This is a genomic window from Ramlibacter aurantiacus (genome assembly GCF_016722895.1).
Classification (GTDB): domain Bacteria; phylum Pseudomonadota; class Gammaproteobacteria; order Burkholderiales; family Burkholderiaceae_C; genus Ramlibacter; species Ramlibacter aurantiacus.
This window is the reverse complement of sequence record NZ_JAEQNA010000001.1, coordinates 1,175,599-1,198,078: the sequence shown is the minus strand read 5'-3', so window position 1 is coordinate 1,198,078 and position 22,480 is coordinate 1,175,599. Positions and strand designations below refer to the sequence as shown.

Sequence of the window (22,480 nt, the reverse complement as noted above, 5' to 3'; positions counted from 1 at the left end):
GGTCGGTCAGGTCGTCGGCACGCTGCGCGTGAGATCGCCGACCACCTCGGCGGCCGAACGCACGGCGCCTTCGAGCGTGGCCGGATAGGGGCCGCGCACGTAGTCGCCGCAGGCCCACAGGCCCTGGGCGACCTGCGGGGGCGGCCGCTGCAGGCCCGGCGTGCAGGCGAAGGTCGCGCGCTTTTCCACCACCGTGCCTAGCGGGCGCAGTGCGTCCCAGCCGAGCGCCCGGGCCTGCGCGATGACGGCGGCTTCGATCTCCTGGCGCGTGCCCTGGCTGTCGCTCACGACGAACGCCAGCAACCCGTCCGGCCCGCCGAGCTGGGCCCGGTCGAACACGAACTGCGCGGGCGCGCCCGGCGCGCTGCGCAGCGCCACCATCGGCCGGGCCAGGCGGTGACGACCCTGTGCATACACCGTCGCGATGGGGCGGTGCCGCAGCTGGCGGGCCTGCCGGAGCCAGTGCGCCTGCGGGTTCCAGCCCTCCACCAGCCGGGCCGCGTCGTCGCTGCCGCCGGCCAGCACCACGGCATCGAAGGCCTCCTCGTCCACCCGCCAGCCCGATCCCGGCCGGGCCAGGTTGCGCACCCGGTGGCCGGTGCGCACCGTCGCGCCGTGCGCCTGCAGCCACCGCTGGCCGGCCTGCGGCAGCAGGGCCCCGAGCGGGCGGCGGGGCAGCAGCAGCCAGGACGCGGGCCAGCGGCCCCAGCCGGGCCCGAGGAGGGCGTCTTGCAGCACGCGCAGGAAGACTGCGCCGCAGGCCTGGTCGGGCGGCGTGTTCAGCGCCGATATGCACAAGGGCTCGACCAGGTCGGCCTGCACGCGTGGTCCCAGGTGTCGGCTCAAGGACAGCACGGTCTCGCCGGGATCGCAGCGGAAGCCGGCGCGCCGCCACGCCGCCGCCGTGCGCAGCAGGCCGAGCTTGTCGCGCAAGGTCCAGCCCTTGGCGGTGAGCACGCCCCAGGCGAAGTCCGCGGGCGGCGGCCAGCGGGGCAGGGACAGGCCCTCGCCTTGCGGCCCGCGCAGCTCCAGTGGCATGGCAAGCAGCGCATCCTCAGGCGCCACGCCGAGGCGCTGCATGAGCGACAGCGTCTCGGTGTACCCGCCGATCAGGATGTGCTGGCCGTTGTCCACTTCGGTGGACTGTCCATCCGTCAGCCGCAGCGACAGCGACCGTGCCCGTCCGCCCAGCTGGCGAGCCGCTTCGAACAGCGTGACCGCGTGCCCCGCCGAGCAGGCCTGCACCGCGGCGGCGATGCCGGCCCAGCCGGCGCCGATGACGGCGACCCGCATCAGAAGCGGCCGAGGGCCTGCACCTTCCACGCCAGCCAGAACTTCCGCAAGGGCGGCAGGCTGATGCGCTGTTGCAGCACCTGGAAGTTCTCGTCCTCGATCTCGCGCAGCAGCGTGCGGTAGATGCTGGCCATCATCAGGCCCGGCTTCTGGCTGCGCTGGTCGGCCGCCGGCAGCAGCGACAGCGCCTCGTCGTAGAGGGCGTGCGCGCGATCGGCCTGGAACTTCATCAGCGCGGCGAAGCGGTCGGAATACTGGCGGCGGGTGATCTCGTGCGCCTTGACGTCGAACCGCTGCAGTTCGCTCACGGGGATGTAGATGCGGCCGCGCATGGCGTCCTCGCCGACGTCCCGGATGATGTTCGTGAGCTGGAAGGCCAGGCCGAGCTTGTGTGCGTACGCGGTGGTCTGAGGCTGGGTCTGCCCGAAGATCCGCGCCGCCACTTCGCCCACCACGCCGGCCACGAGGTGGCAATAGCGCTCCAGCGCCGGGAAATCGAGGAAGCGGGTCTGCTCCAGGTCGACCTGGCAGCCGTCGATCACGGCCAGCAGCTGGCGCGGCTCCAGCCCGAACTCGCCGGCATGGGGCATCAGGGCTCGCATGGCGGGGTGTTGCGGTCGGCCCTCGAAGGCCTGCATCACCTCCTGCCGCCACCAGGCCAGCTTGGTCGAGGCCACGCCGGGATCGGTCACTTCGTCGACCACGTCATCGACCTCGCGGCAGAAGGCGTAGAAGGCGGTGATGGCAGCGCGCCGGGGCTTCGGAAGAAACAGGAAGGCGTAGTAGAAGCTGCTGCCCGAGGCGGCTGCTTTGTCCTGCACGTATTGCTCGGGCGTCATCGGCGCGATTGTTTCATGCGCACCGCGCGCCACAGCAGCAGCGGCGCGTCGTGGCCGTGCAGGCGAGGGCGGCGGCGGAACGGGTCGAAGCCGCCGGATTCGATTTTGTCCAGGATCCGAAGCCCTCCCTGCACCACCAGCCGCAGTTCCCAGCCCAGGCGGCCAGGGACCTGGTGCACCAGGCCGGCGCCTTCGTCCATGAGTTCCCGGGCCCAGCGGCATTCGGCTTCGACCAGGCGGGGCGCGTGCGGGTGCCCCGGCCAGGAGGCCGGCGCCAGCGGGTCAAGGCCGTGGGCGCGGCAATCCTCGGCCGGCAGGTAGAAGCGCCCGCGCGGCAGGTCCACGCCGAGGTCCTGCCAGAAATTGATCAGTTGCAGCGCGGTGCAGATGCGGTCGCTGCGGGCCAGGGCGAGTTCGTCGTGGACGTCGGCCAGGTGCAACATCAGCCGCCCCACAGGGTTGGCCGAGCGGCTGCAGTAGTCGAGCAACTCGGCTCGGCTGGCGTAGCCCGCGCCATCGCGGGTGCGCCGCACGTCCTGTTCGAAGGCGCTGAGCAGCGCGGCCAGTTGCTCCACCGGCAGGTCGTGCCGAGCGATCGCCGCCGCCAGCGGCCTGAACACGCCGGCCCAGCGGGAGGAGGGCGCGCGTCCGGTGGCGCAGGCGGTGAGATCGTCGCGCAAGGCGGCCAGCCCGGCCAGGCGCTGCGCCGGGGCGGCGTCGCCTTCGTCGGCGATGTCGTCGGCGGTACGGGCGAAGCCGTAGATGGCCGCGACCGCCGGCCGGATGGCGGGCGGGCACAGCCACGATGCCACGGGGAAATTCTCGTAATGGTCGACCGCGGGCGCGCGGTCCGAATCGTCGAGTCTCACCGGGCGGATTGTCCTTGACGCGGCCCGGCAAAAAGCCGGCCGGCCGCGCCCGCTTAAAATCGGCGGTTGTCCGGAATTGAAAACGGGTGGCCAGGGTTCGGAACTGGCAGCCCGTTTTGTTTTTTCCAGCGAAGCGCGGGTGGCGAAATTGGTAGACGCACCAGGTTTAGGTCCTGACGCCAGCAATGGTGTGGGGGTTCGAGTCCCCCCCCGCGCACCAGAACCTACAAGCCCACACCTCTAGAGAGACGCACCATGGCCGTGAACGTTGAAACCCTCGACAAGCTCGAACGCAAGATGACGCTGACCCTGCCCGTCGATGCGATCAAGTCCGAAGTCGATTCCCGCCTCAAGCGCCTGGCGCGCACCGTCAAGATGGACGGCTTCCGCCCGGGCAAGGTGCCGATGTCGGTGGTGGCCAAGCGCTATGGCTTTTCGGTGCAGTACGAGGTGATGAACGACAAGGTGGGCGAAGCCTTCGCCCTGGCCGCCAACGAGGCCAAGCTGCGCGTCGCGGGCCAGCCCCGCATCACCGAAAAGGAAGGCGCACCCGAGGGCGAGATGAGCTTCGACGCGGTGTTCGAGGTGTTCCCCGAGGTCAAGATCAATGACCTGTCGGCCGCACAGGTCGAGCGCGTGAGCGCCGAGGTGGACGACGCGGCCATCGACCGCACCATCGAAATCCTGCGCAAGCAGCGCCGCACCTTCGCGCAGCGCCCGCAGTCCGAGCCGGCCCAGGACGGCGACCGCGTCACCGTCGACTTCGAAGGCAAGATCGACGGTGAGCCCTTCCAGGGTGGCAAGGCCGAGGACTTCCAGTTCCTGGTCGGCGAAGGCCAGATGCTCAAGGAGTTCGAAGACGCCGTGCGTGGCATGAAGGTCGGCGAGAGCCGCACCTTTCCCCTGGCGTTCCCCGAGGACTACCACGGCAAGGACGTGGCGGGCAAGCAGGCCGACTTCATGGTCACGGTCAAGAAGATCGAAGTGGCCAACCTGCCCGAGCTCGACGAGCAGCTGATCAAGTCGCTGGGCATCGCCGATGGCACGGTGGACGGGCTGCGCGCCGACATCCGCAAGAACCTGGAGCGCGAGGTCAAGTTCCGGCTGCAGGCGAAGAACAAGCAGGCCGTGATGGACGCGCTGGTTGCCAACGCCGAACTCGACCTGCCCAAGGCCACGGTGGCCGCCGAGTGCGAGCGCATGGTCGAAGGTGCTCGCGCGAACCTGAAGGAGCGGGGCGTCAAGGATGCCGACAAGGCCCCCATCCCCGCCGAGCTGTTCCAGGCGCAGGCCGAGCGGCGCGTGCGCCTGGGCCTGGTCGTGGCCGAACTGGTACGAGCCAACGACCTGCAAGCCAAGCCCGAACAGGTCAAGGCCCATGTCGAGGAACTGGCCGCCAGCTACGAGAAGCCGGCCGAGGTGGTTCGCTGGTATTTCGGTGACAACCAGCGCCTGGCCGAAGTCGAGGCGATCGTGATCGAGAACAACGTCACCGAATTCGTGCTGGGCAAGGCGCAGGTCACCGACCGGCAACTGTCCTTCGACGATCTCATGGGCCAGCAGCCGTCCGCCTCCGCCTGATCCGCGCTTTCGTTCGAGGCCCCCGGGGCTTGTGCGCTCTTTGAATCCGGCGCACAGGCCCCAATTGCTTTTTGGCTACAGTTGCAGTCCACGCAAAACACCGGATCCCTGAAGACTCATGAGTTCACTTGACACCCAGGCGCTCGGCATGGTGCCGATCGTCATCGAGCAGTCCGGCCGCGGTGAGCGGTCCTACGACATCTACTCGCGCCTCTTGCGCGAACGCGTGGTGTTCCTGGTGGGGCCGGTCAACGACCAGACCGCCAACCTCGTGGTCGCGCAGTTGCTGTTCCTGGAGAGCGAGAACCCCGACAAGGACATCTCGTTCTACATCAACTCCCCAGGCGGCAGCGTCTCGGCCGGCATGGCGATCTTCGACACCATGAACTTCATCAAGCCGGACGTGTCCACGTTGTGCACCGGCATGGCCGCCAGCATGGGCGCCTTCCTGCTGGCCGCCGGCGCCAAGGGCAAGCGTTTCGCGCTGCCCAACTCCAAGGTCATGATCCACCAGCCGCTGGGGGGCATGCAGGGCCAGGCGACGGACATCGAGATCCACGCTCGCGACATCCTGAAGACCCGCAACCAGCTCAACAAGATCCTGGCCGAACGCACCGGCCAGCCGCTGGAGAAGATCGAGCGCGACACCGAGCGGGATTATTTCCTGTCGGCCGACGAGGCCAAGGACTATGGCGTGGTCGATCAGGTGATCGCCAAACGCGGCTGATTCGCGACAACCCCGCCCAGCTTGCCTGGGCGAGTGCAACGGCGCTATCCGAAGGGGCGGGCGCCGTTGGCTGTTTGGTTATCATTGAATTCACATTGAGAGGCAAGCCCCCATGGCCGAGAAAAAAGGCTCATCCAGCGAGAAAACGCTTTACTGCTCGTTTTGCGGGAAGAGCCAGCACGAGGTCAAGAAGCTCATCGCCGGGCCGTCCGTCTTCATCTGCGACGAGTGCATCGACCTGTGCAACGAGATCATCCGGGATGAACTGCCCGCGACGGATGAGGGCCGCGAAGCTCGCGGCGACCTGCCCACGCCAGTCGAGATCAAGAACAACCTCGACAATTACGTGATCGGCCAGGAAGCCGCCAAGCGCGCGTTGTCGGTGGCTGTCTACAACCATTACAAGCGCCTGCGCCACAAGGACAAGGCCAAGAAGGACGATGTTGAACTCACCAAGAGCAACATCCTTCTGATCGGCCCGACCGGCTCCGGCAAGACCCTGCTGGCGCAAACCCTGGCGCGCATGCTCGACGTGCCGTTCGTGATGGCCGACGCCACCACCCTGACCGAAGCCGGGTACGTCGGTGAAGACGTCGAGAACATCATCCAGAAGCTGCTGCAAAGCTGCAACTACGAGGTCGAGCGCGCCCAGCGCGGCATCGTCTACATCGACGAAATCGACAAGATCTCCCGCAAGTCGGACAACCCGTCCATCACGCGCGACGTCTCGGGCGAGGGCGTGCAGCAGGCGTTGCTCAAGCTCATCGAGGGCACCATGGCCAGCGTGCCGCCGCAGGGCGGGCGCAAGCATCCCAACCAGGATTTCCTGCAGATCGACACGACCAACATCCTGTTCATCTGCGGCGGTGCTTTCGCCGGGCTCGAGAAGGTGATCGAGCAGCGCACCGAGGCGTCTGGGATTGGCTTCGGGGCCGCGGTCAAGAGCAAGAAGCAGCGCAGCCTGACCGACGTGTTCCGCGAGGTCGAGCCGGAAGACCTGATCAAGTTCGGCCTCATCCCCGAACTGGTCGGGCGCATGCCGGTGGTCGCCACCCTCTCCGAGCTCACCGAGGATGCGCTGGTGCAGATCCTCACCGAGCCCAAGAACGCGCTGGTCAAGCAGTACGGCAAGCTGCTGTCGATGGAGGGCGTGGACCTCGAGATCCGTCCCAATGCCCTGCGCGCCATCGCCCGCAAGGCACTGGCGCGCAAGACCGGCGCGCGCGGCCTGCGCTCCATCCTCGAGCAGTCGCTGATCGACACCATGTTCGAGCTGCCCAACACCAGCAACGTGGACAAGGTGGTGGTCGACGAGTCCACCATCGAAGAGAGCAAGCCGCCGCTGCTGGTCTATCGCGAGGCTGCCAAGAAGGCTTGAGTGAAAGACCACCCCGAAGCGTCACAGGCTTGAAATCGCCACACGCCCCTCAACCTGAGGGTGCAGAGAAAGGATCTTCATGTCCGGACACGTTCCACTCCCCGCGACCCCGATCGAGTTGCCGCTGCTGCCGCTGCGCGATGTGGTCGTCTTCCCGCACATGGTCATTCCGCTGTTCGTCGGGAGGCCCAAGAGCATCAAGGCCCTCGAGGCCGCGATGGAAGCCGAGCGGCGCATCATGCTGGTGGCCCAGAAGGCGGCCGCCAAGGACGAGCCTGCGGCCGGCGACATGTTCGAGGTAGGCTGCGTCTCCACCATCCTGCAGATGCTCAAGCTGCCCGATGGCACGGTGAAGGTGCTCGTCGAGGGCCAGCAGCGCGCGCGCGTCGATCGCATCACCGAAGGCGAGCAGCAGTTCACGGCCACGGTGACGCCGGTCGAGCCGCCTTCCGAACAGGAGACCCGGTCGAGTGAGGTCGAAGCCCTGCGGCGGGCGGTGATGCAGCAGTTCGACCAGTACGTCAAACTGAACAAGAAGATCCCGCCCGAGATCCTGACCTCGATCTCCAGCATCGACGATGCGGGGCGGCTGGCCGATACCATCGCGGCCCACTTGCCGCTTAAGCTCGACAACAAGCAGGTCGTGCTCGATTTGGCCGACGTGCGCGGCCGGCTGGAAAACCTGTTCGAGCAGATTGAGCGCGAAGTCGACATCCTGAACGTCGACAAGCGCATCCGCGGCCGCGTGAAGCGGCAGATGGAGAAGAACCAGCGCGACTTCTACCTCAACGAGCAGGTCAAGGCGATCCAGAAGGAACTCGGCGAAGGCGAGGAAGGCGCCGACATCGAGGAGATCGAGAAGAAGATCAAGGCGGCCAAGATGCCGCAGGACGCCCGCAAGAAAGCCGACGGCGAACTCAAGAAGCTCAAGCTGATGTCGCCCATGTCGGCCGAGGCCACGGTGGTGCGCAACTACATCGACGTGCTCACCAGCCTGCCCTGGAGCAAGCGGACCAAGATCAAGCACGACCTCGCGCATGCCGAGGAGGTGCTCAACGAAGACCACTACGGCCTGGAGAAGGTCAAGGACCGCATCCTCGAGTATCTCGCGGTGCAGCAGCGCGTAGACAAGGTCAAGGCGCCCATCCTTTGCCTGGTCGGGCCGCCCGGGGTGGGCAAGACCTCGCTGGGACAGTCAGTTGCCAAGGCCACCGGGCGCAAGTACGTGCGCATGGCGCTGGGCGGCATGCGTGACGAAGCCGAGATCCGCGGCCACCGCCGTACCTACATCGGCGCCATGCCGGGCAAGGTGCTGCAAAGCCTGTCCAAGGTCGGCACGCGCAACCCGCTGTTCCTGCTCGACGAAATCGACAAGCTCGGCACCGACTTCCGCGGCGACCCGTCCAGCGCGCTGCTGGAAGTGCTCGACCCCGAGCAGAACCACACCTTCAGCGACCACTACGTCGAGGTCGACTTCGACCTGTCCGACGTGATGTTCGTGGCGACCTCCAACTCGATGAACATTCCGCCGGCCTTGCTGGACCGGATGGAGGTGATCCGGTTGTCGGGTTACACCGAGGACGAGAAGACCAACATCGCGATCAAGTACCTGCTGCCCAAGCAGCTGAAGAACAACGGCGTGCGCGAGGACGAGTTGCGCGTGACCGAAGAGGCCATCCGCGACATCGTGCGCTACTACACCCGTGAGGCCGGCGTGCGCTCGCTCGAGCGCGAGCTGTCCAAGATCTGCCGCAAGGTGGTCAAGGGGCTGCAACTCAAGAAGATGCAACCGCAGGTGGTCGTCTCCGACGACAACCTCAACGACTATCTGGGCGTTCGCAAGTTCAGCTATGGCCGTGCCGAGCAGCAGAACCAGGTGGGCCAGGTGGTCGGCCTGGCCTGGACGGAGGTCGGCGGTGACCTCCTCACCATCGAGGCTGCCATCACGGCGGGCAAGGGCAGCTTCCTGCGTACGGGTTCGCTGGGTGACGTGATGAAGGAATCGGTGGACGCCGCCCGCACGGTGGTGCGCAGCCGTTCGCGTCGGCTCGGCATCAAGGACGAGGTGTTCGAGAAGAAGGACATCCACATCCACGTGCCCGATGGCGCCACGCCCAAGGACGGCCCCAGCGCGGGCATCGCCATGACCACGGCCATCGTCTCCGCGCTCACCGGCATCCCCGTGCGCGCCGATGTCGCCATGACCGGCGAAATCACGCTGCGCGGTGAGGTCACCCGGATCGGAGGCTTGAAGGAGAAGCTTCTGGCGGCGCTGCGCGGTGGCATCAAGACCGTGCTGATCCCCGAGGAAAACACCAAGGACCTGCAGGAGATCCCCGAGAACGTGAAGAACGGACTCGAGATCGTGCCGGTCAGGTGGATCGACAAGGTGATCGAGGTGGCCCTCGAGCGCCTGCCCGAGGCACTCCCCGAAGACGACCAGGCGGTGCCCGCGCCACTGGGCGCTGGCGCGCAGCCGCCGGCCACCGAGCCGGGTTCGATCAAGCATTGAAGTAATTGCGCCGCCACCGGCCGAGCGGCCGGAAAGCGGAGTTTTTGCTTGTACAATGCGAGGCTCACGCGGGAGTAGCTCAGTTGGTAGAGCGCAACCTTGCCAAGGTTGAGGTCGCGAGTTCGAGACTCGTCTCCCGCTCCAGATGGCAGTTAAAAGGGAAGCAGTCGCTTCCCTTTTTTCTCAGCCCTCATGGCGCGGTAGCAAAGCGGTTATGCACCGGATTGCAAATCCGTTCAGCCCGGTTCGACTCCGGGCCGCGCCTCCAGATTGCTTGCGAGATGTCGCTGCATCGACGCGTCGTCCGGGATGGTTCGTCATTCCCGACAAGGAGCGCCAAGCTCGGAGTCGTCGATTTGGTGGATTAGAATGTGAGGCTTACGCGGGAGTAGCTCAGTTGGTAGAGCGCAACCTTGCCAAGGTTGAGGTCGCGAGTTCGAGACTCGTCTCCCGCTCCAGATCATTGGAGCGTAAATAGAGGAAGCCCAGGCTTCCTTTTTTTATGCGCCCAGCACGGGCTCGCTCCTGGGGGTCGAAGGGCGGCTTCCGCCTGGCTCAGGCGAGCCGCGCATGGCGCGAACCGGGCGAGTGGCTTCGCCACTGCCTGTGCGCCGTGCAAATCAAGCGATGGCTCCGCGGCACCGCGATCCGCCTCTCATCACCTCACGCTCGAACCGTCCGGTGCGGACCCGCAACGCCGGATCCGGTCCCCCCGGGCCCGACTCGATGGATGGTCCAGGTCATCGAGCGGTATTCGCGCGGGAGAGTCGTGAAGGATGTGGTCAGTCCAACGCCAGTTGGCTCGTAGCTTGAGCGCTAAAAAAGCCGGTCCAAGCCGTGGCAAGACTTGTCACCGTCCATCCCTCAATTGGCTATCTTCAAATGATTCCTTGCATCAGCGGTCGTGCTCCTTTCGCTCCAATCGATCGTCCCATTACCTTCGCGACCTTGTATGCGCTGGCGGATGACCGGCCTGATGCCGATCGGGTGAACTGGGAAGCGCTACGCGCTCCACCTGAGCCCATGCCGGGTTCAAGGTGGTGGCAGTGCCTGTGTCCTTGCTCCAGGACCGCTCGGGTGTATCCGCTCAGCGCGCCAACGCCGGCGGCGGACGGTTTGCGCCGGCGGCGCGAAGTGCTGCTGGGGATCCGCGCACGGCTGGAGGAGGAGTATGGGGTTGGCGGTATCGACCCCGTCCTGGCTCAGGCGAAGCGACAACTGGCCGAGCCTGTGCGCGGCCTGCTCCAGGTTACCCATACCGGCTCTACTGATGCGCTCGACCTCACGCGAACCATGAAGATCGTGGAAGCCACGGCCAAGCTGCTGCGGACGCGATACGTCGAGTCTTTGAGCTTGGCCCGCCAGACTCGTCCCGCAGCCATTCCCGTGCAAGAGGTGGGGAGGTATGCCTATTCACTGACCAACCATCGCATGGACCAGGCGCTGGAAGGGGGGCGTTTCCCCGGTTCGGTTCAGCGGGAGAACGGTGAACTGCGTGAGCTGTTGCCGTCCGTGCGCGCGGCCGTTCACGAGGCTTCCCGTGAGTCGATCCGCCGAGCGCCCGTGGTCGAGGGGTGCATAGATGACCGAGATCTGGTTGCAGCCGTGGATGGCGCCCTGCAACGCGTGATCGGGGCATTGGTGAGCCAGCCCCATCGGCAGCCGGCACATTCGCCCAGTGGATCCACGATCACGTCGACTGCCGCAGAAGGCCCGGCGGCCTTGCTGTCCCAGGGAGCGCGACCGACCCGCGCTCAGGCGGGCGACGGAAAGCGCGAGCACAAGCACGTGGCAAGCGGGGCGGAAGAGCGCAGTGGCACATCCTTTGACGTTTCCTTTCAGAAAACTGAAACAAACTCCGATGTGCTGTTACTCAGCCGTTGACCGCGCCGACGAGCAGTTCTGGCGCGCCGGGTATGGGCCATGGGCCTCACGTCGGAGAAAGCTGATGATTGGCGTTTCCAAACCCTTTGCGGCCTGCATTCCGACCGTTCGAGCTGGCGGCGATCAAAGCCTGATGCCCGTGAGCTACGAGGCGCTGAAATCGTTGGGCGAGAAAGGTTCAGGAAGGTCCGTCGACACGAAGGCCTTCAACACGGTGCCCGGCGCAGCAAGCCTTCGAGCAGATGCGAAAGCCGCGGGCGGGACTGCTGGCGGAAAGGCTCTTGCGTCTCGCCAGGTGGTCGATGCCAGCACCCTGCTGGTCGAGGTCAGGCGGTTAGTGCAAAGCGAATATGGGCGGGGCCTGGGGTCTATCTTCCTGTCCAAGCCGGAATACGCGGGGCTGTTGCCGCTCCTGTCGAGCGGCTTCGACGCCTCGGAGATCGTGCGGACCCAAGGGCCTGACGGTGCCGCAAGCGTGCTCGGTCAGATCGCTCGCCTCGTGCACACCTACGAAAGAGAAGCCAATTCGCTCCATGACAGGTTGTCGCAGCAGCCGGACGCCAAGATCGCCTCACCAGTCCAAGCGCGCATGTTTGCCTACGCAGCCCTGCAGTCCATGGTGGCCGATGAAGTGGGGGCTGTCGTTCGCCACCGCCTGGAGTCGTCGGATGCCGAGGCCGGCAGCTCCAAGGAGCCTGCGCTGGGCGCTTACCTCATGGATGGCCCCGAAGGAACGCTCGTTTTGGCTCCCGACTTTCGAGAGAAGTTGATGGCGCACTTCCATGACCAGTTCGAACGCAATCCCTGGCTCACGCCAAGAGAGATCAGTGCTGCCGTACACAAGAGCCTCCGCGCGTTCGAGCCAGCCAAAGGTGCCGGCAGGCCCTTCGAAGCCGCCACTGCGCTTTCGTTCAAGCCATTGGCGACGGATGGAAGGGGAGCGTACGAGATCCAGCTGGCGGTCAGCCGCTTCGACGCCCAGACCAAGCCGGATTCGCGCCTGGGTCCTGAGCTCGCCACGACCGTGCGGCAAGCCGTGCGGGAATCCATGGAGGCTCAGATCAAACAAGCGATCTCTGCCCAATCGGGGATGGATGCTTCTGCCCTGGCTCAAATCGCGGACGGTTCGATCCGCCGCCATTCAGCGGCCGGTGAAGTTTTCAGCAAGTTGGTGGCGCAGGTGGAAGCGGGGGTCGAACCTGCGTTGAAGAAGGCGAGCGGACCAGGCTCGCCACTGGCCCAGGCACTTCAGGTGAAGGCGTGGCGGGACAAGGGCGTCCAGCTCCGCGCCACGATCGATTCGCAGATCAAGGACTTCGCCGCGCACCAGGTCCTGGCGGCGGCCTTGGACCCGAGCCGACCCATGGCTCTGGATGAGCGCAGTGTCGCGGCCGAGGTGCAGCAACTCACGGTCGAAGTCCAACGGCTGGCGGCTGAGGTGCTCACCCGCCCCGCCTGGGTGCCCGAACCAGCCGAAAAGCCCGCCGAGTGACGCGCGGGCCGGCCTGAGCTGCGATTCGGTCTGACCCGGGCTGTCGTGGAGGCGTCGATAGCCTCATATATGCTCCTGCATCCAGCCGCGCCCTGGTCCTTGGCCCGACCACGGGCAGTTGCGCGGACATCTTCATCTGCCTCGCAGCAGCCCTTGCCTTGGAGCTATGAACCAACCGTTGAACGCCGACCCGGCCGAGCTCGCCAAGTTTTCCGAGCTGGCTCACCGCTGGTGGGACCCCGAAAGCGAGTTCGCGCCGCTGCACCACATCAATCCGCTGCGGCTGGAGTGGATCAACCAGCAATGCCCTCTGGCGGGCCGCCGTGTGTTGGACGTGGGATGTGGCGGTGGCATCCTGTCCGACTCCATGGCCCGGAAGGGCGCGTCGGTGCTTGGCATCGACCTGGCGACCAAGGCACTGCGGGTCGCTCAGCTGCATGCGCTCGAGGCCGGAACACCCAACATTCGCTACCGCGAGGTGAGCGTGGAAGCCCTCGCCGCGGAAGAGCCTGGCAGCTTCGACGCGGTCACCTGCATGGAAATGCTCGAGCATGTGCCTGATCCGGCTTCCGTGGTGCGTGCCTGTACCACGCTGGTCAAGCCGGGTGGTTGGGTCTTCTTCTCCAGCATCAATCGCAACGCCAAGTCGTTCCTGTTCGCCATCGTCGGCGCGGAGTACGTGCTGAACTTGCTACCCCGCGGCACACACGAGTGGCGCAAGTTCATCCGTCCAAGCGAGCTCGCCGCGCACTGCCGATCCGCGGGACTGGATCTCGCCCACAGCAGGGGCATGGAATACAACCCGGTCACACGGCGCTACTGGCTCTCGAGCGACACCAGCGTCAATTACCTTCTGTCCGCTCGCCGCCCATGACCTTTGCCGCCAAAGCCGTGCTGTTCGACCTGGACGGCACCTTGCTCGACAGTGCCCCCGACCTCGGCGCCGCAGCCGACCAGATGCGGACTGCGCGCGGCCTCGCCAGTCTGCCGCTGGGGGACTACCGGCCGATGGCCGGTGCCGGCGCCAGAGGGATGCTGGGCGTTGCCTTCGGCATCACGCCGGACCACCACGAGTTCGACCAGCTGCGGGAGGAGTTTTTCCGCATCTACGAGAGCCGCCTGACGGAGCTGACCCGTCCGTTCGAGGGCATTCCTGAGTTGCTGCAGGCCTTGCGGCAACAGGGCCTGAACTGGGGCGTGGTCACCAACAAGCACATGCGTTTTGCCGGGCCGCTTACCCGAGCCATGCCCCTGTTCGACACGGCCGCGACCGTGGTGGGCGGGGACACGACGCCGTATCCCAAACCGCACCCGGCGCCTTTGCTCGAAGCCGCGCGGCGAATGAACCTGTCTCCATCCGACTGCATCTATGTGGGGGACGATGAGCGGGACATCATCGCGGGCCGGGCCGCCGGCATGCGCACCGTCGCGGCCACTTACGGTTACCTCGGCGGGCACGTAGACGCGGTGGTCTGGGGCGCCGATGCCCGTATCGATAGTCCACTGCAGCTGCTTGACCTCTTGAAATCGGTCCAGCGGGCCTAAAATACCGATTCCTGGGGCTGCACTGGTTTCGACGTGGGTTCGGACACGCAGCAGGGCATGTCGAGGTTCAGTCACCTCGTTAATCCGCTGAAATCAAGTAACTGCCAACGACAGCAATTACGCTCTCGCCGCTTAATTAACGGCGAACCTCGCAACAACCTGCCAATGGGTTGGGCAAAGGGCGAAAGCTCCTAGCTGCGAGGGAATTTTCATTGGCTGGTCCTGACCCGGGTGCCTTGGGTCGGGACGAGAAAATAGGGCACTGGCGGCCGGTGTAGCGTGCGTCTGCGCGACACCGGTGGCGAGAAACCAAATCAGAACGCTACACATGTAGAACTGCTCGTAGAAGGCTTGCGGACGCGGGTTCAATTCCCGCCAGCTCCACCACTATTGAAGCCCCAACTGTTCTCAGTTGGGGCTTTTTCCCGTCCGATCGCGGTAGTTCCCGCGTGTTTGCGTGAGCCCTTGCGGAAACCTGTGGACTTCGCCGGTCGGCCGTCCGGCCCGTTCCCGGCCACCTTTCGCTCTCTCCCGGCCATTCTTCTCTCCGGCCTCGCTCTCCGCAAATGGCCCGAAGTCCGCAAAGGGCTGACCCGGCACTCTTACAGATCAACGGGTTACGCGCGGACCGTTCAAGCGGTTGGATTGCGTCATTGCCTACCCGAGGGGGAACAACCTCGGCCGGGATGCTGTTCGTCCCGAGCCTACCGTCCTGGCTCCGCAGCAGCGGCCTGCTGAATCCGCTCGAACAGGTCCTGGGCGGCCTTCTTGGCGGCGGCATCTTGCTCCGCACTGAGAGGATCGAGATCTACGCCGTCGCGGCCCGCGACATAGGCAGCACCGCCGACGTCATCGTCGTACTCCGACCCGTCCTCGTTAATCGCGTAGTGAGCGTCCTTGGAGAGGTCTGTGCCGACCAGTCGGGACAGATACACCCAAGTCCAGCATCGAGCCAGATCACTTTGATCATGTTCCTCGATGAGGCGGAGCATGGCGTCCGTGTCGCCACTCTCGGCGGCCACGGTAAGCCAGTGCTTAGCATCAGTAACGCGGCCCAGCCGTTCGGCGATTTCGGCAACGGCCGATGGATCTGCACCAACATCGTGATGTGGCTGCTCGAAGAAAGACGGGTCGCCAAACCGCTCCGCCAAGTCGAGGAGCGCATGTTGATTGCCGAGCCGACCAGCCTCGCGAAGATGGCGGCCGTACCTTTCCGCTTGGGTGAGTCGACCGGCGTGGGCGTCTGCCCACTCCTTTTCCACGCCTGTCAGCACGCGACCTTGTTGTGCCTGGGAGTGCCAGTAGGAGCTCCCGGTCTTCTGGTCGGCGTCTTCTTCGTCGGGGGCATGGATCAGTGCCAGGGCGTAGTGAGCAAGAGCGTTCCCTTTGCTGGCTGCTGCTTCCAACCCCTCCAGCATGAGCGGTGCGAAATCACCCTCGTCGCCATCTGGCCATCGAGGCGCACGTCCATCGTTCTGCTCGTCGCCGAACCGCTCGGTGTCGACCCCAATCGGATAATCGTCTGGGCTGGACCAATCCCCTCGCAGATGGCCGATCAACGCCGAAATCCGCACGACGCCGATCTGGCGCTCTGCCAGGAAGGCCCCCAGCGTTACCGAGACCAGATCCGCGCTTTCAGGCGAAAGCCCAAGCTCGATGCAGCGCCGTCTGACGAAAGCGCTGTGCGAGGCAGTTCTCTCGTCGTCCGGACGTTGCTGTGTGAAGACGGCATCAACGCCGAGTGCGGCATAGGACTTGAAGCCGAACGAGGCTGCCAGCAGCTCGTAGATGTGGGCTCTCTTGAAGGGGCCGCCCGTGCTGGCCTGGAGATGTTGCTGCGCGGAATACGCGAGCTCTTTGGTTGTCATGACGAACCTTTCCTGTGTGCCACGCCGATTTCGGGTCAGGCGCACACGTTTAAGTCCCCGACGACGAGGCTCAAAGAGAGGTTTTCAATGACAGTGAGGCAACGCCTTTTTTTACTCGTGTGCAAGTAAGGTTGGCACCTGCCGACATTTTATCGTTGCCAGGCCGAATGGTCTACCTCCTGAGTAGGGCGCGCTGGTCATCCCACAGCGCCGGCGGGTCAACTGCCAGGTCAAACAGTGTGACGTGGTTCGGCATCGCGTCATCCAGGATGGCGGCCACGATGTCCGGCGCCAGCGTGGTCAGGTTGACCATCCGGCTGACGTAGCTGTTGTCGATCCCTTCCAGGGCGGCGATCTCCTTGAGGGATTTGGCCTCGCCCGACTCCAGCATGGCCAGCCAGCGGTGACCCCTGGCCAGCGCCAGTTGCAGCGGCGTGGTGGCCGTGTCCCAGGGTCGGGCCTTGGCTGGTTCGCCCGTCACCGGGTCGATGGGCAGCGTGACCAGTTTGCGCCCGCTGCGCCGTTTGATCTGGATCGGCACCGACAAGGTCAGCCGCCCATCGCTGGCCTCGATGACGTCAGGCTCGCCGGTCTTCTGGATGCGGATCTCGCTCATGCCAATGCCTCCTCGGGCTGGGGCGCGCCCGCTGGCTGCAGTTCGAGCACCAAGCGCTCAATGCCGTTGGCGCGCAGCCGCACCTCAAGTTCGTTGGGGGACACGATCACCTTCTCGACCAGCAGCTTGACGATGCGCGTCTGCTCGGCCGGAAAGAGCTGATCCCAAATGGCATCGAGCCGCGTCATGGCGACGGTGACCTTGGCCTCGTCGAGGCTGGGGTCCAGTTCGATCGCGCGTGGCAGGACATCACCCAGGAGATCCGGCGACCGCAGGACCGCGCGCACTTGATCTAGAACGGCGGATTCGAGTTCTGCGGCCGGAAGGCGCGGCAGCCCCGATGCGCCCGCATGCTCTTTGTTCTCCCGCTGCGGCACGTAGTAGCGGTAGCGGCGGCCGTTCTTCTTCGTGGTGTGCGGCGACAGGGCCCGTCCGTCGTTGCCGAACACCATGCCTTTCAGCAGGTACGGCACCGTCGCCCGGGTGGCGTTGCCGCGAACCCGACCGTTGGTAGCCAGGATGGCGTGCACCTTGTCCCACAACTCTCGGTCGATGATCCGCGGATGCTCGGCCTGGTACCACTGTTCCTTATGGCGCAACTCACCCAGGTAGGTCCGGTTGTTGAGCAGCTTGTAGATCAGCCCCTTGTCGATCGGCTTGCCGGCGCGGGTCTTGCCGTCCTGCGTGGTCCACGCTTTGGACGTCACGCCGTCCAACTTTAGCTCCTTGACCAACATCGTGCCGGAGCCCAGTTCGACGAAGCGCTGGAAGATGTGCCGAATGAGCTTGGACTCGCGTTCGTTGGGCACCAGTCGGCGGTTCTCGACGTCGTACCCGAGGGGCGGCACGCCGCCCATCCACATGCCCTTGCGCTTGCTGGCGGCGATCTTGTCGCGGATGCGCTCGCCGGTGACCTCGCGCTCGAACTGTGCGAAGGACAGCAGCACGTTCAACATCAGACGGCCCATGGAGGTGGTGGTGTTGAACTGCTGCGTAACCGACACGAATGACACGCCCTGGCGCTCGAACACCTCCACCATCTTGGAGAAGTCGGCGAGGCTGCGCGTCAAGCGGTCGATCTTGTAGATGACGACCGCATCGATCTTGCCGGCCTCGATGTCGACCATCAAGCGTCGCAGCGCCGGGCGTTCCATGTTGCCGCCTGAGAAGGCCGGGTCATCGTAGTCGTCTGCGACCGGAATCCAGCCCTCGGCGCGCTGGCTGGCGATGTAGGCATGGCCCGCATCGCGCTGAGCGTCGATCGAGTTGTATTCCTGGTCCAGCCCCTCGTCGCTGGACTTGCGTGTGTAGACGGCACAGCGCATGCGGCGCTTCAGGACTTCGCTCATCGCCGGGCTCCCTTCGTCGCCGCTGTCTTGGGAGTGGCTGGTGCCTTGAGCCCGAAGAACAGGGGCCCCGACCACCGCGTGCCGGTGATCTCGCGTGCGATCATCGAGAGGCTTGGGTACATCCGGTTCTGGAAGTCGTACTGGCCGTCATGGGTCACGATGACGCGGTGCTCGACGCCCTGGTACTCGCGGGTGAGCACGGTCCCGGCTGCTGGCCGGTAGTCACGGTCTCGCTTCTTGACCTTGCCGGTCTCGATCAGCGATGCGACGCGGCGCTTGTTCCGCTCCAGCAGGTTGGCGTCGACCTTGCGGAACTCCACCTCCTGCAGGCGATAGGCAATGCGCCGCTCCAGGAACTGGCGGTTGTGGGTTGGCGTGTCGCCGCCGAAGAGCCTCTGCCAGAGCGCTTTGATTGCCGGCATGGGCAGCTCGGGCAATCTTGCGATCTGTGAGGCCACCGATGGTGGCGCGGTGAAGTTGCTTGTGGGCGTGCTCATCAGGACTCCGTTTCTGTGTTGTTGGCGGGGTCTGAATGAACGCGCTGGTGGCCAGAAAAGCCAAGCTCAAACTCGCTCTCCGAAGTCCGTCCTGCAAACGGGCGAGAACCGGCGCTACGAAGGCGGACGATCCCATTTGTGAGTAACGACGCGATCTCGCGCCGACGCTGCTCCGGGGTCATCCGGTCGGGAGGAACTTGGTTGATTTCATGCATCGGTATCGGTCCTGTCCATCAAACTCGCTTGAATGGCGAAATTCTGCGGACGAACCCTCACCGACACCAGGAGGGAGTTGCGAGCGCCCGCGTGCTGGCGCTGGCTGCTGAGGCAATGGACCGTGAGCTACCGAACGGGGTACTGGCCGTTGTTGATGAACCGATCGAAGGTGTCCTCCTCGGGCTCGCCATCTTCATGCTGCGGGCGCTGCCATTCAGCGTCTGGCATCAACAGCAGGGTCAGCGAGTAGTCGTATTGGCCCGCGACCCTCGTCATTTCGGTCAGTGGCATGGACGCTGGTTCGCGTGGGAACCAGATCTGTGCCCGCGTCGATTGCATCTGGGCACCAACATCCAAGAGGTTGTTGCTATGCGCCAAGGCGTCCTGCGGAAGTTCGATGGTGTTCTTGCGCGTCGCGAAGTAGGCGCCGGACCTGAAGGCCGCCTGGTTCGACGTTGACCACAGGAGGTGGTCGTCACGGCTGGCCACCAGGACGGCCCGCTTTTCGGCGATCTCCGTCCAGCGCAGGGCGGCGGCGGTCAGCGACACGCCATAGCGTTCGGCGCAGTGACCCAGCAGGTCGAAGCTGACGGGTTGGCCATCGACTTGTTTCCTGAAATCGTCCAGCGGCATCAGCAAGGTCGATGCAAACTTGTCGGCTTCGGTTTCGATGTCTCGTTCGTTGCCGTCACCAGTCTCGATGTCGTCGTCGCCGCACTCGAACCGATCCTGGTCGTGGCGGTGCAGGATGTAATGACCGAACTCATGCGCAATCGTGAAGCGCTTGCGTCCTTCGGACCGGACGGCGCTGTTGTAGACGATCAACCACTTCGACCGTGCCTTGTTGGCAGCAAGCATCCCCTCCAAGCCATCCAGATCCTCACCCTGGACCTTGTCCACGGGCGAGTCGGCAAAGCACTGCCGGGAATACTCCAGCGCGACCTCATCAACCTTGACCGGAAAGCGGTTCACTCCCAGCACCATGTTGAGCATGGACGAGATGCGGTTGGCCTCCGCCATCGGTTGCTTGCGTTCGGTCACTCGTCGTCATCCCAGGCGTCGAGGATCTTGCGCAGCCGCTTCTTGGTGTCGTCCGGCATGCCCTTGTACTTGCGGAAGAACGCCTCGTCGATGACTTCTTCACCAGGGGATGCTGTCGACTCGGTGAGCAGGAACTCGGTCGTGACCTCGAGCACCGACGCGATCTTGCCGATCTTGTCTGCCGACGGTTTCGGGTCGTCCTTGTTCTCCAGCTCCCAGATGTAGCTCTTGCTGGATTCGGTCAGCTCTGCCAGTTGTTCAAGGCTGAGCTTCTTCTGCTTCCGCAATGTGCGGATCTTGTCGCCCAGGGGTGATGGCACCGATTTCTCCCAATTAACCTGCGTCAGGCCGAAAATAATACCACTCTGCCGAACGAAACCGTACCTGCTTGACAAACCCCTACCCGACCATAAATAATCCCCAACAGTTCGGTACACCGAACAAAATCGGTCTGCAACCCCCAAGACAGGGCGGCTCGGGCTGGTGCCAACCCGATCAACGCCTTGCGAAGGGGGAATGTCAATGAACGATGCTGAAAACCTGTCTAAGCTGCTCGGCCACCTGCCGCCGGCGGTCTTCCGTGAATTCATGGTGGGGGAGTTCGGTCTGGCGATGCCCGATCTGGACAAGAAGCAGGGCAAGCAGGAACAGCGCGCTGCCATGGAGCCAGTCCTATCGGCCCTGGATGTGAGCGCGCGGCGCAAGATCGAGGAACTGGCTGAGCGCATCGTGCTGCTCTCGGATGGCGCCGGGCAAGACGTCATCGAGGGCATTAGCCAGGACATCGTCGGCGACGCTGCCAAGGCGGCGTTTGCAGCCATCCCGAACCAGTACGAACGCGCGCTGTGGCTCAACCTCAACGCGCCTGAACTTTTCGAGGATGCGTTGAACGCCCGCCAGGCGGACGTCTTCCGCCAGAGTGCGTCCTGCTATTCGGGCTATGTCGCGCCCAAGGATCTGACAGTCCTGGATGACTCGGCAGCTCGCCAGGCCTTCCACCAGGCTGTCGCCCAGCAGCTCGGCTGCGCAGCGGACACTGTCGCAGTTCAAGTTTTCAGGCGGCTGCGTCCCGACACACTCACCGGCGAAGACGTCGACCTGTACCAGGTCAGCGTGCATCACAACCGCCCGCCCGAGATCATCGATCGCGTCCAGGCCAGCGAACTGGTGCCGCAGGAAGTGATCCGTGCTGTCTCCTCGCACATCACCTACGAGCCCGCCAATGGCCATCTGGAGGTCTTGTCCAAAGACACCGACGGCCGCGAGGCGCTGGCGCGCATCGTGGCGGACTCGCTGCTGCAGTCGCCCATCACCGGCGACAAGGTTCCGCTGAAGCAGTACGACTACCAGAGCCTGGCCGCGCCCCGCAACTTTGATCTGACCGGCGAGGACGTGGCATCGGTCAAGGTGATTGAGCTCGGCTACACCACCGATAACCACCGTTCCTTGCTGGTGAAGATCTGGGCCAAGGACGTCGACGATATTTATACCGCTGCACGTTCTTTGGTCTCGCTGCCGTTCGACTTTCGCAACCACCACATCAACTACGCCAAGCTGTCCATCCGCATCAAGAAGGTTGGCAAGGAACGCCCACGCACCATCACCGTCATCCTGCGCGATGACAACAAGTGCAACATCAAGACCAAGCGCGAAAAGGACCGCGCGCTGTGCGACCGTTTGCTGGCGAAATGGAACCTGGTGAAGGAGATCAGCGATGTCGCAGAAGAGCCTTTCGACGCGCTCGCTGCTTGAGCTGATCGATCTTTTTGAGCGTTCGATCCACGCCGTCGTCGATGGCGGTGGCCAGCGCCTGCGTGGCGTGCCCGGTTGGGGTCTGTCGCGCCGGGTGGCGCTGTCTGATCGCGATCTCGCAGGATGGACTGAACGCATCGGCTTTGCAGGCTCCTACCTGGCGGCCTGCGGCGATGAGTGCGTTCCGGTCGACATCGAGGAGGACGATGACCCGCGGCGGTATCGCTACCGCTGCCCCGAGACTTTCCGCATCAAGTACGTCCCGGCCGATCTGATTGGCGTTCATGCCGTCGGTGAAGAGAAGCTGCTGAACTACCTTGCGGACCTGCTCGGTGTGCCCCAGGCGCAGCGCAGCGGCATCAAGACGCCCGCGATTGATGGTGTCCTGTGGCGCCTTGGCAAGATGCGCATTGCGGACGCGCAAGTCGACGCCTGGCTGGTCCGGGGACTCTCGTCATGGACCGACAAGGTGTTTGAGCATTTCAGTACCGCGCCGCTGCCTGACCAGGGATTGATCTTCACCACCGGCCAGGCTCTGCCCGACATCGTTGTGCCGCCCCGCGCCTACCGCATCGTCCCAATCGCGAGCGCACTGGTCGACCATGCCATCAAGCCGCACGTCGACATCGACCTGATCCACCGGATGCTGCTGGCCCCATTGGGCAGCAAGGTGGAGAAGTCTCTACCGGTTCGATTCGACCGGTTCTCCAGCACGCTGGTTATCGCCACCAAGTCCGACAAGCCATGGCCGATCAAGGGCGCCAGGCAGGTTGCCGTGGTCAGCCATCTATTCGAGCAGTTCGCAAACGGGCGGCGCTGGGTTCCCGCCCATGAAATTCTGAATGCCGTGTATGGGCCGAAGAAATCCGGGCGCAGCCAGCGCATCCAGAACGTCTTCAGCGGCAACTCGGTTTGGGAGGACTACATCGCTGGCGACGGCAATGGCCACTACGGATTCAACCTGGACTGACCAGCACCAGTCGGACGCACCACGCACAGCCGCCTTGGGGCGGCTTTTTGC

The 22,480-nt window shown here is 64.6% G+C and carries 19 protein-coding genes, 4 tRNA genes and 1 other RNA gene; 15 read left to right on the top strand and 9 right to left on the bottom strand.

The genetic code is table 11. From position 1 onward, the window contains the following. Window positions 1–6: 6 nt before the first annotated feature. Genes hpnE through hpnC form a run of 3 tightly spaced genes read right to left on the bottom strand, consistent with a single transcriptional unit; the run spans window position 7 to window position 3,001 of the window. Entirely contained in the window at window positions 7–1,293 is a 1,287-nt protein-coding gene (gene hpnE / locus JI739_RS05555) for a hydroxysqualene dehydroxylase HpnE (protein ID WP_201682809.1), read from the bottom strand. Then, complete coding sequence (hpnD, locus tag JI739_RS05550; RefSeq protein WP_201682808.1) at window positions 1,293–2,132, bottom strand: presqualene diphosphate synthase HpnD; 840 nt, start codon at window positions 2,130–2,132, stop codon at window positions 1,293–1,295. Before hpnD ends, hpnE begins: the two co-directional genes overlap by 1 nt. Then, a complete protein-coding gene (hpnC, locus tag JI739_RS05545) occupies window positions 2,129–3,001 on the bottom strand; it encodes a squalene synthase HpnC (protein WP_201682807.1) in 873 nt (290 codons plus the stop codon). The genes hpnD and hpnC overlap by 4 nt, the downstream gene beginning before the upstream one ends. A gap of 133 nt (window positions 3,002–3,134) precedes the next feature. Here hpnC and JI739_RS05540 point away from each other — a divergent pair. The 13 genes from JI739_RS05540 to ssrA all read left to right on the top strand — a co-directional run bounded on the left by JI739_RS05540 (window position 3,135) and on the right by ssrA (window position 14,507). Beyond that, window positions 3,135–3,221: transfer RNA gene (locus JI739_RS05540), tRNA-Leu, on the top strand. Between the two features lie 35 nt (window positions 3,222–3,256). Then, the gene (tig, locus tag JI739_RS05535; RefSeq protein ID WP_201682806.1) at window positions 3,257–4,582 is read left to right on the top strand and encodes a trigger factor; all 1,326 of its coding nucleotides are present in this window, start codon (window positions 3,257–3,259) and stop codon (window positions 4,580–4,582) included. A gap of 118 nt (window positions 4,583–4,700) precedes the next feature. Then, window positions 4,701–5,309, top strand: coding sequence for an ATP-dependent Clp endopeptidase proteolytic subunit ClpP (gene clpP, locus JI739_RS05530; protein WP_290428770.1), 609 nt, complete (start codon window positions 4,701–4,703; stop codon window positions 5,307–5,309). A gap of 112 nt (window positions 5,310–5,421) precedes the next feature. Next, window positions 5,422–6,687, top strand: coding sequence for an ATP-dependent Clp protease ATP-binding subunit ClpX (gene clpX, locus JI739_RS05525; RefSeq protein WP_201682805.1), 1,266 nt, complete (start codon window positions 5,422–5,424; stop codon window positions 6,685–6,687). A 79-nt stretch (window positions 6,688–6,766) separates the two neighbouring features. Continuing rightward, window positions 6,767–9,199, top strand: coding sequence for an endopeptidase La (gene lon / locus JI739_RS05520; RefSeq protein WP_201682804.1), 2,433 nt, complete (start codon window positions 6,767–6,769; stop codon window positions 9,197–9,199). Between the two features lie 68 nt (window positions 9,200–9,267). Further along, window positions 9,268–9,343: transfer RNA gene (locus JI739_RS05515), tRNA-Gly, on the top strand. Window positions 9,344–9,393: 50 nt separating this feature from the next. Then, window positions 9,394–9,467, top strand: a tRNA-Cys gene (locus tag JI739_RS05510). Window positions 9,468–9,581: 114 nt separating this feature from the next. Continuing rightward, window positions 9,582–9,657, top strand: a tRNA-Gly gene (locus JI739_RS05505). A gap of 619 nt (window positions 9,658–10,276) precedes the next feature. Continuing rightward, window positions 10,277–11,083, top strand: coding sequence for a hypothetical protein (locus JI739_RS05500; protein WP_201682803.1), 807 nt, complete (start codon window positions 10,277–10,279; stop codon window positions 11,081–11,083). A gap of 64 nt (window positions 11,084–11,147) precedes the next feature. Then, window positions 11,148–12,575 carry a hypothetical protein gene (locus tag JI739_RS05495; protein ID WP_201682802.1) on the top strand — a complete coding sequence of 476 codons (1,428 nt, stop codon included), beginning with the start codon at window positions 11,148–11,150 and terminating at the stop codon, window positions 12,573–12,575. Between the two features lie 166 nt (window positions 12,576–12,741). Next, a complete protein-coding gene (ubiG, locus tag JI739_RS05490) occupies window positions 12,742–13,449 on the top strand; it encodes a bifunctional 2-polyprenyl-6-hydroxyphenol methylase/3-demethylubiquinol 3-O-methyltransferase UbiG (RefSeq protein ID WP_201682801.1) in 708 nt (235 codons plus the stop codon). Further along, a complete protein-coding gene (gph, locus tag JI739_RS05485; protein ID WP_201682800.1) occupies window positions 13,446–14,120 on the top strand; it encodes a phosphoglycolate phosphatase in 675 nt (224 codons plus the stop codon). The genes ubiG and gph overlap by 4 nt, the downstream gene beginning before the upstream one ends. Before the next feature lie 13 nt (window positions 14,121–14,133). Continuing rightward, window positions 14,134–14,507: a transfer-messenger RNA gene (gene ssrA, locus JI739_RS05480) on the top strand. 317 nt (window positions 14,508–14,824) lie between these two features. Here ssrA and JI739_RS05475 read toward each other — a convergent pair. The 6 genes from JI739_RS05475 to JI739_RS05450 all read right to left on the bottom strand — a co-directional run bounded on the left by JI739_RS05475 (window position 14,825) and on the right by JI739_RS05450 (window position 20,027). Beyond that, a complete protein-coding gene (locus tag JI739_RS05475; RefSeq protein ID WP_201682799.1) occupies window positions 14,825–15,988 on the bottom strand; it encodes a hypothetical protein in 1,164 nt (387 codons plus the stop codon). Between the two features lie 172 nt (window positions 15,989–16,160). Continuing rightward, the gene (locus JI739_RS05470) at window positions 16,161–16,604 is read right to left on the bottom strand and encodes a LacI family transcriptional regulator (protein WP_201682798.1); all 444 of its coding nucleotides are present in this window, start codon (window positions 16,602–16,604) and stop codon (window positions 16,161–16,163) included. Beyond that, window positions 16,601–17,953, bottom strand: coding sequence for a recombinase family protein (locus tag JI739_RS05465; RefSeq protein WP_201682797.1), 1,353 nt, complete (start codon window positions 17,951–17,953; stop codon window positions 16,601–16,603). Before JI739_RS05465 ends, JI739_RS05470 begins: the two co-directional genes overlap by 4 nt. Beyond that, window positions 17,950–18,450, bottom strand: a complete 501-nt coding sequence (locus JI739_RS05460; RefSeq protein ID WP_201682796.1) for a DUF2924 domain-containing protein — start codon at window positions 18,448–18,450, stop codon at window positions 17,950–17,952. The genes JI739_RS05465 and JI739_RS05460 overlap by 4 nt, the downstream gene beginning before the upstream one ends. A gap of 342 nt (window positions 18,451–18,792) precedes the next feature. Next, window positions 18,793–19,707 carry an ImmA/IrrE family metallo-endopeptidase gene (locus tag JI739_RS05455; protein WP_201682795.1) on the bottom strand — a complete coding sequence of 305 codons (915 nt, stop codon included), beginning with the start codon at window positions 19,705–19,707 and terminating at the stop codon, window positions 18,793–18,795. After that, window positions 19,704–20,027 (bottom strand): helix-turn-helix domain-containing protein, encoded by a 324-nt coding sequence (locus JI739_RS05450; protein ID WP_201682794.1) that lies wholly within the window; start codon window positions 20,025–20,027, stop codon window positions 19,704–19,706. Before JI739_RS05450 ends, JI739_RS05455 begins: the two co-directional genes overlap by 4 nt. A gap of 202 nt (window positions 20,028–20,229) precedes the next feature. Here JI739_RS05450 and JI739_RS05445 point away from each other — a divergent pair, with 202 nt between their 5' ends. Beyond that, window positions 20,230–21,459, top strand: coding sequence for a hypothetical protein (locus tag JI739_RS05445; protein WP_201682793.1), 1,230 nt, complete (start codon window positions 20,230–20,232; stop codon window positions 21,457–21,459). Then, on the top strand, window positions 21,422–22,429 hold the full coding sequence (locus JI739_RS05440; RefSeq protein ID WP_201682792.1) for a hypothetical protein: 1,008 nt from the start codon (window positions 21,422–21,424) through the stop codon (window positions 22,427–22,429). The genes JI739_RS05445 and JI739_RS05440 overlap by 38 nt, the downstream gene beginning before the upstream one ends. The last annotated feature ends 51 nt before the right edge of the window (window positions 22,430–22,480 follow it).